An 11,988-nucleotide genomic window follows, 5' to 3' on the forward strand; every position below is an offset into this window, starting at 1 on the left:
AGGTGACCCAACCATATCAGAATCATCCAGGATTCTGCAGTTTGAGAGTTTTACAGAAGGATAATTCTTTGGTGAATTCGTTTCCTTCTACCTCTGGGTTAAGTCCAATTTTAAAACTTTTTTACGTAAAGCTCAGTAAAGCCTCTTGCTCTGTCTGCCGCCAATGTTCCAGCAGACCTGACTGCCCGGAACAAATTTCAGGGCTTGTATCATACCATGCACAGGAAGTGCGATCCCTATTTTGAACCGGCGTCTCTGTTCGTGTGGAAACGAACTCGTAATGGTTGAGCCACCTAAGTTGTTTATTTATCTTCTTTACACTTTTATTATACCACCATTTTCACATAAGGAAACCACAAGTTGTGAACTTTTTGTTAACGCTTACATGCGTTGTTTCCGTTACGATAGTAACGGCTTGGAGGGCCGGGAAATTACTCGCTTTCCATGGGCGTACGGTGAGCTTCCTAAAGTAATCTATTATAATGAATATGATAGGATAATAGAAAGGAGGAATCGCCATGGATCCGTTAGATATTCTCGGTGATTTAAGTAAAACAAAACCTGCCTACCAGCCGGTGATCAGTGCAATCAGGCATAGTGTCATCGGGTATGAGCTGTTAGGCCGATGCTACGATGGGGAGAAATGGATCAGTCTTGGCAATTTCTTTCGCGATCCGGATGTCCCGGATGAGTTCAAAATAGAAGTAGATCAACACTTGCTGGAACAGGCCATCACGGACTTTTTGGAATCCAATCGAAAAGGGCTGTTGTTCATCAATCGTAATGCCCGGCAATTAATGCTGCATGACGGCGAAGATCTGCTGACGACGCTGCAGTTGTTTGAGGAAAAAGGGTTTTCGATGAGCCGGGTTGTCATTGAAGTGACTGAGCATGATTTTGAAGAGGATTTCGAAGCGCTGAGTCATTTGCTCCGCTATTATAAAACCTATGGTATTCAGATAGCCGTCGATCATATCGGCGCGAAAAGTTCCAATATCGACCGAATCCGCCAGCTTGAACCCCACTTATTAAAAATTGATACCAATATCATACGAAGGCCGAACGCTGACAGTTTTCAGGATATCGTTTACTCATTATCCATGTTGGCACGTCGTATAGGTGCTGCATTACTGTTTGAAAATATTGAGGATGATTTTCAGCTTCATTTTGCCTGGAAGCATGGGGGAAGGTTTTATCAGGGGAATTACCTGGCAGAACCAGGGTTTGATTTTTTAGCCCCGAATGCAGTGAGTGTCGGCATCGGCGAGAAAGTGGCCAAGTATATTTCGAGGGAAAAAGCTTTGATTGAGCAACGGCTTTCCTTGCTGCTGGCATGGGAACAAAAAGTGAAACGGCTGCTTCCAAAATGGGAAGGTACAAAAAAAGTGGATGCTTTTATCGAAAAGGTAACAGAGCAATTTGATCATGAAAGCTTTCGTATGTTCGTATGTAACAACGATGGCCAGCAGGTGTCTGCAAACTTTAGGAAAAGAAATGCTGATTGGAGGGTGGAACCCGAGAAAAAAGGTTCCAACTGGGCGTTTCGTCCGTATTTTTTGGAAAATGTCATGTTGATGAAAACCTGGAACAAAGGAATTTTGTCCGAGCTTTATTCGGATATTGAAACAAAGGAAACCATCCGTACTTTCAGTTTTCCGCTGACCGACCAGCATTTTCTATTCATTGACATGAAGTATTCCTATATATATGAACATGAATGTCTGCTAATCTAATACACTGCGCAAGAAGATCAGGATAGCACGGCTAATTCTGTCCAGCCCAAGCTGAATTTATCATTTTTTTCAAAAAACAGTGAAAATATTCCATTCTTATGATATGATATTCCTCAACTTTCATATCAGGCAGAGAAATAATTATATCAGGGATGGTGGTCAGAGATGCAGCCGATTTTAATTGATTTTCCGTCAGCGTTCGAAACAGAGCGGCTTCAAATCCGCATGCCGCTTCCAGGCGATGGTGATGTTGTGCATGAGGCGCTGGAAGCTTCCCATGAAGATTTGAAACGATGGATGCCTTTCGCTCAACGGCGGCAATCGTTGGAAGAAACGGAGTCAAACGTAAGAGAAGCACATGCCAGGTTTTTGACGAGAGAAGATTTGCGGTTACATATTTTTGAAAAAGAATCTGGGAAATTCATCGGTTCTTCCGGCTTGCATCGAATGAATTGGGAGATTCCTAAATTTGAAATCGGCTACTGGCTGGACAGCCGCTACTCCGGAAAAGGCTATATGTCCGAGGCAGTGGAAGGGATTACTACGTTTGCATTTGAAGAATTGAAGGCAAGACGGGTGGAAATCCGTTGTGATGCCGCTAACAAGGCAAGCAGGAGGATCCCTGAGCGACTTGGATTTGAGCTGGAAGGTATTTTACGCCACGATGACCTCTCCGTGGCTGGTGATGAACTGCGTGATACATGTATTTATGCAAAAGTCCGTTAATAGAGAATATTTTTTCTATGTTCCGCTAAGTTTTTCAGTTTAATAGGCACATGCCGCCCCTTTGCTACATAAAATTGTGGCAAGGGGGTTTTTCGTTTAGGAATATTTTATTACTTTAGTTAAAAATGTTTCCCTAGGTGAAAATAACAGTTAGAATGACCTTAGGATGTTTGAAAGGAGCGAGAAGATTTGGGTTCAGATTTATTGTTAGCATTTGGTTTAACTTTAATGGCCGGTCTGGCCACAGGCATCGGTAGCATGCTGGCATTCTTCACGAGATCCACCAATACCCAGTTCCTGTCTTTTGCACTTGGTTTTTCGGCTGGTGTGATGATTTATGTATCCATGGTGGAAATATTCTTCAAAGCTAAAGATTCTTTGGTAGGAGCCATGGGGATAGAGGCCGGAAACTGGGTGACGGTCGCTTCTTTCTTCGGCGGAATGCTGTTCATTGCCTTGATTGATCGGTTCATCCCTAAAAAGGCAAACCCCCATGAAGTGAAAAAAGTAGAGGATATGAAGAAGCCACAGCAAGGTAACGGCGATCCGGCGCTTTTAAAAATGGGAACGTTCGCCGCTCTCGCAATTGCCATTCATAATTTTCCGGAAGGGATCGCTACCTTCACCTCAGCCTTGCAGGACCCGAGCCTAGGTATAGCGATTGCTGTTGCGATTGCGATTCATAATATTCCTGAAGGCATCGCGGTCTCGGTTCCGATTTATTTTGCAACCGGCGATAAGAAAAAAGCGTTCAAACTGTCATTTTTATCTGGTTTATCGGAGCCGGTCGGCGCATTAGCCGCTTACCTGATTTTGATGCCTTTCTTGAATGAAGTGATGTTCGGTGTCATCTTCGCTGGTGTAGCAGGGATTATGGTATTCATCTCCCTTGATGAACTACTGCCGGCCGCGAAAAGATATGATGAAGCTCATCTTTCCATTTATGGTGTAGTCAGCGGAATGATGATCATGGCACTAAGTCTGCTGTTATTCATCTGAGTAAAAGAGGAGGCACATCCAATAAAAGGGTGTGTCTTTTTTGTTGCTATAAAATTGGTGAAGTTAAAACACACCTATTCGGGGAGATTTGAACGGAAACCGGCGTGCAGGCTTTTTTCTGAAGGAGTGGACATACCTGCCTGATCCGCTTCATATAATGCGGTAGGGGTGGGATGCGATGATGGATCACCAATGGAAAGAATGGACCCGGAAACGAAAGTGGCTGATGGCGATAGGTTTGTCGATACTGCTCGTGGTAGGCGGATCAAGTTCCTATTTGCTGTTTCTTTATCAGAAAGTCCACCAGACCGTCGTCAATGACTTATTTGAACCTGTGACGGCGATCGACAGTGAGACAAGTAAACGCAAAACCGAAGCGAGTGAGGCATTAAATTTTTTATTACTGGGAATTGATGAGCGGGAGGAAGATATTGGGCGTCCGGATACCCTCATCGTCATGCATGTCGATCCTGACGGGGAAAAGGTCCGGCTAATCAGCATCCCGCGTGACACGATGGCTTGGATTCCCGGGCACGGGAAATATGATAAAATCAATCATTCCTATACGTTCGGCGGTTTGGATATGACAATAAAAACTGTAGAAGACTTGCTGGATATAAAGCTGGATTATTACGCAACCGTCAATATGAAAGGGTTGAGTGGGATCGTCGATGCTGTTGGCGGCGTTCCGGTGACGAATGAATTTCCGTTTGTACAAGGAGGGTTTAATTACCCGGAAGGGCCGCAAATGCTTTCCGGCGAGCAGGCCCTTGCTTACGTCCGGATGAGGGATCAGGACCCAAAAGGAGATATCGGCCGTAACCACCGGCAGCGGGAAGTTGTTGAAGGAATCATGCAACAGGGAATGAGTCTTCAGGCTGTCGCTAATCTGGATGGTATCTTTGAAGTGTTATCGGATCATATGCACACAAATATGACGTTAGATGAAATCAGGACAATGGCAATCAATTACCGCAGCGCGTTAAAAAATATTGATATGTACCAGATAAAAGGGACAGACAGTTATATCAATGACATTTATTATTTGCAGGTATCACCAGATGAGATTGCCAAAGTCAATCAAATGATTTCCAGTGAAGCACTTTAAAAAAAGCAGGCATCCAGCCTGCTTTTTTGATTACCCCTAAAGCCGCTGGTTTATGTGATGAAAAAGAGTGGTAAGATGGTACAAAACAGGCAGAAAGGAGCCGTCCATGACGAAAACAGTAATGATTACAGGAGCGTCGAATGGGTTCGGGTATTTGACTGCTATCAAGTGTGCAGAAAAAGGCTTCCGGGTGATTGCGACGATGCGTAACATGAGCTATGCTGACCGGTTTGAGCAGGAGGTCAAGGATCCAAAAGTACTGGCACGAATTATTCCGAGACAGCTGGATGTAACGGATCATGACTCGATCCGGTCGTTTGAAATCAGCCTTGCTACCATCGACAGGATCGATGTATTGATCAATAATGCCGGCATGGCTGTCGGTGGGTTTGCGGAGGAGGTACCAGTCGAGGATTACCGAAAGCAATTTGAAACGAATTTTTTTGGAATGGTTGCTGTAACCCAGCTGGTACTGCCGATTATGCGAAGGCAGGGGTTTGGAAAAATACTGAATGTCAGCAGTATCAGTGGTCTCGTCGGTTTTCCGGGACTGTCCCCTTATGTTGCATCCAAGCATGCGGTAGAAGGGTTCACGGAGAGCCTCCGGCTGGAACTGAAGCCATTCGGTATCGAGGCGGCCATGATCGAGCCAGGTTCCTTTCGGACGAACATCTGGACTAGAGGCACGTACATACCGGAAACAGCGTCACAGCCTGATTCGCCTTATGCCGATTATATGAAGCGAATCAAGCAGTATATGGAAGCGAGCAGGGAAACGATGGCTGAACCATCGCAAGTAGCAGCATTCACAAGCAAGCTCGCTGGGCGATCACCGTGGCCGAAAGTGAGACACCCGGTCGGTAAAGGGGTCCGGACGATGATATGGACGAAACGGTTATTACCTTGGCGCGTATGGGAAAAGCTTGTCATTCGTAAGATATGGAACAAAAGGGAGGAGATGCAAGATGAAAAAGACGTATGAAGTGCTTCCTGGTGCGGAAGCATTTTTTCAAGAAGGCAATGAGGTAGGTATCCTTGTTTTACACGGCTTTACCGGCACCCCGCAAAGCATGCGCCCCTTGGGTGAGGCGTTAGCAACAGCCGGTTTTTCCATTGCCATGCCAAGACTGGCCGGACATGGGACCCACTATGAAGATATGGAAAAGACAACCTATAAAGATTGGATCGCCTCTGCAGAAGAAGCTTTAGCATGGCTAAGGGAACGTACAAGTATATTGTTTGTAGCTGGTCTATCCATGGGTGGTACACTGGCACTCTCTCTGGCAGAAAAGTATGAAGATATTAAAGGGATCATGCTAATCAATCCGGCAATTGAGATGCAGCAGATGGAGGCGCTTAGAGAATCTGAAAACCAGCCGAGGTACCTGGAGTCGATTCATTCTGATATTCAAAAAGAAGGTGTCCAGGAACTGGCCTATGATAAAGTACCATATGCTTCCGTAATAGAACTGCTGAATTTACTCCATGAAGTTCGTGCGGATTTGGCAGATGTCCATTGTCCAGCGCTTCAGTTCGTATCCGATGAAGATCATGTCGTACCGCCGGATAATGCATCCTATATATTTGATGCTATTTTTTCTGAGCACACCGAACTTGTCCATTTGGAAAATAGTTATCATGTAGCGACACTTGATCATGATCTTGATTTGATCATCGAAAGGAGCCTGGAGTTTATCCAGCAATATAGCATGACCAAATAACTTATCCATTGTCTGGTGATACTACAAACAGGTAGTTTTTCTGAATGTGTATGCTGGTATAGACAACTATATACCTAAACTTTATAATAGAGCTAGCAGCTACATCAGGGAGGAAAAGTTATGACCCAGACATTGTTATTAAAAAATGTAACTATTATCGTCGAGAATGAAAAAGAAATGACAGGCTCTCTTTGGATAGAGGACGAAAAAATTACCGATATTTCGAAAGAAGGATTTTCGGACCGGACAGCCGATAGAGTCATAGACGGAAAAGGGAAGGACTGGACGGTGATTCCCGGGTTCATCGATGTTCATATCCATGGAGCTGCCGGCTTTGACACCATGGATGCAACCCAGGAGGCGCTCGAAGGGATTGCAACCGTGCTTCCTGAAGAAGGTACCACCAGTTTCCTTGCGACCACGATGACACAATCAGAGGCAGCGATCTCCAAAGCCTTAGCCAATGCGGCCGATTACATTGACCATCAGGCCAATGGCAAGGGGGCGGAAATCATCGGCATCCATCTGGAGGGCCCGTTTATTTCCAAGGATAAAGCAGGAGCGCAGCCTTTAGAGCATATCATCGCCCCCGATCTCGAGCAATTCGATGCCTGGAACGAAACGGCCAGACAGCTGATCCGGCTTGTTACCATCGCTCCCGAAGAGCCGGGGGCGTTACAGCTGATTGAACATTTAAGTAAATCGGGTATCGTCGCTTCGATTGGCCATACGAACGCGACATTTGCAGAAGTGGCACGGGCAGTCGAAAAAGGTGCCACCCATGTCACCCATTTATATAACCAGATGCGTGGCCTTCACCACCGTGAACCTGGCGCTTTGGGAGCAGCTTTGCTGCACAAGGAATTGTCAGTGGAAATCATCGTTGATTTTGTCCATGCCCACCAGGAGGCAGTCCGGCTTGCATATGAAGCGAAGGGGCCGGAGAAAATGATGCTGATTACGGATGCGATGCGAGCGAAATGCCTCACACCAGGGGAATATGATTTAGCCGGACAGCAGGTTACCGTCAAAGATAATGAAGCACGTCTTTCCGATGGAACGATAGCAGGCAGCGTATTGACGTTGAAGCAGGCAGTGGCTAATTTGAAGGAAACGGTCCACCCATCCGTTTATGACTTGATCAAGCTTACCTCAGCAAATGCAGCCAGGGAGCTGAATGTTTTTGACCGAAAAGGAAGTATCAGCACCGGGAAAGACGCCGACCTTGTCATCCTCGATGAGGATTGGGATGTGGCCGTGACAATATGTAAAGGAACGCTTGCGTATGAACAGGAGGGGTGATGACAGTGAAAGTGATTGTAAAAGAAGACTATCAGGAAATGAGCTGTGCCGCTGCCCATCTCATTGAAAAGAAAATCACCGAAAATCCTCAGGCAGTGCTGGGTCTCGCAACCGGAAGCACGCCGCTTGCGACATATAAAGAAATGGTGAAGGGATACAAAGAAGGCGAATTCAGTTATCGAAATATCCAGTCGTTGAATTTGGATGAATACGTGGGACTCGATAAAAAACACCCGCAAAGCTACCATCGGTTTATGTGTGAGCACCTTTTTGATCACATCGACATTGATCTTGACAACACGCATATCCCTCGAGGGGATGCGCCTGATATCGAGCAGGAATGCCAGCGTTATGAGGGACTGATCGACCAAATCGGCCCTCCCGACCTTCAAATTCTCGGCATCGGAAGGAATGGACATATTGGCTTCAATGAGCCGGGGACACCGTTTGATTCGACTACCCATGTCGTAACGTTGACGGAGTCGACCCGGAAAGCCAATGCCCGGTTCTTTTCGTCATTAGAAGCAGTACCGACCCACTCGATTACGATGGGGATCCGCTCCATTTTAAAAAGTAAACAAATCCTTCTGCTGGCATCCGGGGAAGAAAAAGCACCGGCTATCGACAAGCTATTGAATGGGAAGGTAGAAGAAGATTTCCCTGCTTCAGCGCTGAAGAACCACCCGGACGTAACGCTGATTGTCGATGAAAAAGCCTACCAGAAGGCAATGAAGTGAAGGAGGAAAAACCATGTTGAATAAACAGTCCCCGCTCCCGATGTACTATCAGATTGAAGAAGATATAAAAAAGCGAATCGCGAAGCAGGAATTCCTGCCCGGTGAATCGATACCGTCGGAGCGGGCATTAACCGAGATGTATGATGTCAGCCGCATGACCGTGCGCCAGGCTGTCAATAATCTGGTCCAGGAAGGCCTGCTATATCGCGAAAAAGGGAAAGGAACATTCATCGCCGAAGCAAAAATGGAGCAGTCATTAAGTGGACTTACAAGTTTTACCGAAGACATGAAACGGCGTGGTCTGAAACCTGGTAACAAGCTGTTAAGCTTCGAGGTGAAGGAAGCCGGCTCTCCATTGGCGAAAAAGCTAGGTATGGAAGCAGATGAACGCGTCTATGAAGTGAGACGTGTCCGGCTTGCCGACGACGTGCCGATGGCATTGGAAACTACCTATATCCCATACGGTCTGATGCCGGAATTGACCGCGGAGCATATTCAGCAATCGTTCTATGCTTATGTCGAATCACTCGGTTTCACGATCGGCAGGGCCGAGCAGGCGATTGAAGCGGCATTGGCTGAAGCATATCAGGCGGAAGCGCTGGAGATTCCGCTTCACGCCGCATTATTAGGAATCGAGCGGCTGACATTTACAACGGATGGCCGTCCCTTCGAGCTCGTGCAATCCGCCTACCGTGCTGACCGCTATAAATTTTTAGCAGAAATTCACCGGAATTAGTAAGAACCACACCTTTCCTCGCTTTCCTTTCGATAATAAAGTGAAAGGGGGAAGGAAACATGTTATTGGAAATCCAATCGATGCTTTTGCCAGAACAGCATCCATGCCGTCCAGGACATAGGATGAAACCTCTCTACATAACGGTTCATACAACAGGTAATCGTTCACGGGGTGCCAACGCCATGATGCATGGCAAGTATTTACGCAATTTAGACGGAAACAGAGTGGTCAGCTGGCATTATACAGTTGATGAAAGAGTGATCATTCAGCACCTTCCTGATAATGAAAGCGGCTGGCATGCCGGAGACGGTAACGGTCCAGGTAATAGAAGCTCTATCGGTATTGAAATCTGTGAACAGGAGGATGGGAATTTTGATCAGGCCGTACGTAAGGCAGCACAGTTAATTCGACAATTGCAAGACAAGCATAACATTCCGCTGTCCCGCATCGTTCCCCACCAGAAATGGAGTGGTAAAAACTGTCCCCGTCCGCTTTTGCCGGAATGGAATGCCTTCTTGATGAATCTGCAAGACACCCCAGCCGGCCCTTTTTATATTGGTAAGAAGCTGGTCTCTATCTATGATGGCAGGCTGCGGTTTTATGTACGTCCGTCCTGGAAAGGTTCGGATGTATACGGGCATGTGACATCAGGGTATGGGTTTCCGGTGATCACGAACAAATTGAAAGTAGGAAATGGCTTTCAGTATGAGGTGAAAAATAGTAAGGGGAAAGTATTCTATATTACCGCGAGCGAACAATATGTCAGGCTGGTAAACGTATAAGAAACGCTTTCATGGTATAATAGTAGTAGATAGAAAAGAATCCCATTGGAAAGGAGCTGGGTGCAGTGAATAAAACCTATCTAGTACCTGTTGATGGCTCAGACCACTCCTTACGCGCGCTGGAATATGCACTGGAAGTGGCAAATGACGAAGGAGATAAGCTGCTGCTGGTCCATGTCCAGCCTTCGTATAACACCCATAATGTCCGACGCTTCCTATCGAAAGAGCAGATCAAATCTTATCAGGAAGAGATGGCGGACGAAGCGTTCCAAACTACTGTACCTCTCCTTGCCAGGCATGATGTGATCGTTGAAAAAATGATGCTTATTGGTATTGCCAGTGAAGAAATCTGCAAGCTGGCGCGAAGAGAGAAAGTGAACGGCATTATCATGGGCTCCCGTGGCCTTGGCCGGGTGAAAGGATCGATTCTGGGAAGCATCAGCTACAGCGTCATCCACACCGCAGACGTCCCCGTCACCATCGTCCCATAGCTCCTGAAACCTTGCTGATTCATATTTTATAAAACTATAACTATCATGTGAAAACCTTAGAGTTCTTATAAAACTCTGAGGTTTTCTTTGTAAAAGAAATGGAAAAATGCATGGGCTAAAGGGTGGGTACTAACTACATTTTCAGGTTCCGTTTACTTTTAATTGGAAAGGGGGAGGGAAATGACGAGACTCCACCGGGAAAGGAATGTCAGGCAAGACCCCGCAGAGCTTAAAGTGCCCCCCAATCGTTGGACACTTATCCAACCTAAGGGGGTACTTATCTTGAAAACATTTACGAAAGAAGAAAAACACCAGGCTGTTCATCGCTATCTAAACGAGATGATAAGCTATAACGAACTAGCGAAAGAGATCGGTGTGGATTCCTCCGCCTTACGTTATTGGGTCAAGTTAGTGAAATACCACGGGGACCTGGCGTTTACCACCCCCTATACAAACTATTCTCCGGCCTTTAAACTGAAAGTAATTCAGTATATTGAGGAGAAAGGGTATTCCATTCGCGAGGCTTCTGCCATCTTTCATATTCCCGATTATTCGATGGTGCGGAGATGGAAAAGAAAGTGGGAGAATGGCGGTGTGGAAGCCCTTGAGTCTAAACGGAAGGGGGATTTCCTCATGCCAGCTCGTAAGAATAAAAAGAACGAACAGCCAACCTCATTTAAATCTGTGGAGGAAGAAATGGAATACTTACGCATGGAGGTCGCCTATTTAAGATCGTTGAACCGCATACTTGAAGAAGAAAAAAAAAGTCCATCGAAAGGCAAAAAGTCCAAGCGGTCTTCGAATTGAGCCATGCTTTCCCCGTCAAAAAATTGGTTGAAATGGCGGGGATCTCCCGCAGCACGTATTACGATCAGATCAGGCGAATGAACCAGAGTGATCCTGACGAAGAGTTGAAGAAGAAAATCACGGCGATTTATCATGAACAGGATGGGAAGTATGGCTATCGCCGGATTCAAAATGCCCTTCAAAACCAGGGGATTCACGTGAATCATAAAAAAGTATATCGCCTTATGAAAGAGTTAGGGCTTCAATGCCGGGTACGAATGAAGAAATATAAATCTTATAAGGGCCGGGTCGGAAAAGTGGCTGATAACCTGTTGAACCGGGAATTTCAGGCGGAGAAACCCAATCAAAAATGGGTCACAGACATCACGGAATTCAAGCTATTCGGTGAGAAGCTCTACTTCTCTCCTATTCTTGATCTTTTTAATGGCGAAATCATCTCTTATACGCTTGGTACGCGCCCGACTTATTCCCTTGTCGAAGAGATGTTAGAAAAGGGCTTAGAACGCTTGAGTGATGATGATGAATTATTAATGCATTCCGACCAGGGCTGGCATTACCAAATGCCACAATATCGCCAAACCCTGCAAGAAGCAGGGATTACACAAAGCATGTCGAGAAAAGGCAACTGTCACGACAATGCGGTTATAGAAAACTTTTTTGGAATCATGAAGTCAGAGCTTCTTTATTATAAAGAATTTGAAAGTGTCGAACACTTCAAGGAGGAACTGACAGCATTTGTGGATGACTATAATCACCAACGAATCAAATCAAAGCTTAGAATGAGTCCTGTCCAATACCGTGAAAAATTTGAAGAAGCTGTTTAATTACATAGTGTCCAATTTTAGG

12 protein-coding genes are annotated in these 11,988 nt (G+C 45.8%); all 12 read left to right on the forward strand.

Translation table 11 applies throughout. The features are described from left to right. Positions 1–518 precede the first annotated feature (518 nt). The 12 genes from B9Y67_RS14720 (at position 519) to B9Y67_RS14775 (ending at position 11,966) form a co-directional block, all read left to right on the forward strand. Positions 519–1,733, forward strand: coding sequence for an EAL domain-containing protein (locus B9Y67_RS14720; protein ID WP_085507775.1), 1,215 nt, complete (start codon positions 519–521; stop codon positions 1,731–1,733). A gap of 165 nt (positions 1,734–1,898) precedes the next feature. Continuing rightward, positions 1,899–2,459 carry a GNAT family N-acetyltransferase gene (locus B9Y67_RS14725; RefSeq protein ID WP_085507776.1) on the forward strand — a complete coding sequence of 187 codons (561 nt, stop codon included), beginning with the start codon at positions 1,899–1,901 and terminating at the stop codon, positions 2,457–2,459. Positions 2,460–2,648: 189 nt separating this feature from the next. Next, on the forward strand, positions 2,649–3,458 hold the full coding sequence (gene zupT / locus B9Y67_RS14730; RefSeq protein WP_139823819.1) for a zinc transporter ZupT: 810 nt from the start codon (positions 2,649–2,651) through the stop codon (positions 3,456–3,458). A 178-nt stretch (positions 3,459–3,636) separates the two neighbouring features. Next, the gene (locus B9Y67_RS14735; protein ID WP_085507777.1) at positions 3,637–4,566 is read left to right on the forward strand and encodes an LCP family protein; all 930 of its coding nucleotides are present in this window, start codon (positions 3,637–3,639) and stop codon (positions 4,564–4,566) included. Between the two features lie 106 nt (positions 4,567–4,672). Then, complete coding sequence (locus B9Y67_RS14740; RefSeq protein WP_085507778.1) at positions 4,673–5,548, forward strand: SDR family oxidoreductase; 876 nt, start codon at positions 4,673–4,675, stop codon at positions 5,546–5,548. Beyond that, complete coding sequence (locus B9Y67_RS14745) at positions 5,532–6,287, forward strand: alpha/beta hydrolase (RefSeq protein WP_085507779.1); 756 nt, start codon at positions 5,532–5,534, stop codon at positions 6,285–6,287. Before B9Y67_RS14740 ends, B9Y67_RS14745 begins: the two co-directional genes overlap by 17 nt. Before the next feature lie 120 nt (positions 6,288–6,407). Next, complete coding sequence (gene nagA / locus B9Y67_RS14750) at positions 6,408–7,589, forward strand: N-acetylglucosamine-6-phosphate deacetylase (RefSeq protein ID WP_085507780.1); 1,182 nt, start codon at positions 6,408–6,410, stop codon at positions 7,587–7,589. Next, positions 7,589–8,326 carry a glucosamine-6-phosphate deaminase gene (gene nagB / locus B9Y67_RS14755; protein ID WP_085507781.1) on the forward strand — a complete coding sequence of 246 codons (738 nt, stop codon included), beginning with the start codon at positions 7,589–7,591 and terminating at the stop codon, positions 8,324–8,326. The genes nagA and nagB overlap by 1 nt, the downstream gene beginning before the upstream one ends. Before the next feature lie 13 nt (positions 8,327–8,339). Beyond that, positions 8,340–9,062, forward strand: a complete 723-nt coding sequence (locus B9Y67_RS14760) for a GntR family transcriptional regulator (RefSeq protein ID WP_085507782.1) — start codon at positions 8,340–8,342, stop codon at positions 9,060–9,062. Between the two features lie 59 nt (positions 9,063–9,121). Continuing rightward, positions 9,122–9,844 (forward strand): peptidoglycan recognition protein family protein, encoded by a 723-nt coding sequence (locus B9Y67_RS21095; protein ID WP_085507783.1) that lies wholly within the window; start codon positions 9,122–9,124, stop codon positions 9,842–9,844. A 65-nt stretch (positions 9,845–9,909) separates the two neighbouring features. Continuing rightward, positions 9,910–10,335, forward strand: coding sequence for a universal stress protein (locus B9Y67_RS14770; RefSeq protein WP_176224018.1), 426 nt, complete (start codon positions 9,910–9,912; stop codon positions 10,333–10,335). Positions 10,336–10,617: 282 nt separating this feature from the next. Further along, a protein-coding gene (locus B9Y67_RS14775) for an IS3 family transposase (protein WP_139823820.1) occupies positions 10,618–11,966 on the forward strand; the annotation gives its coding sequence in 2 pieces (ribosomal slippage) (positions 10,618–11,088 and positions 11,091–11,966; 1,347 coding nt in all). Positions 11,967–11,988: the final 22 nt, after the last annotated feature.

The organism is Thalassobacillus devorans (genome assembly GCF_900176565.1).
GTDB lineage: Bacteria > Bacillota > Bacilli > Bacillales > Halobacillaceae > Thalassobacillus > Thalassobacillus devorans_A.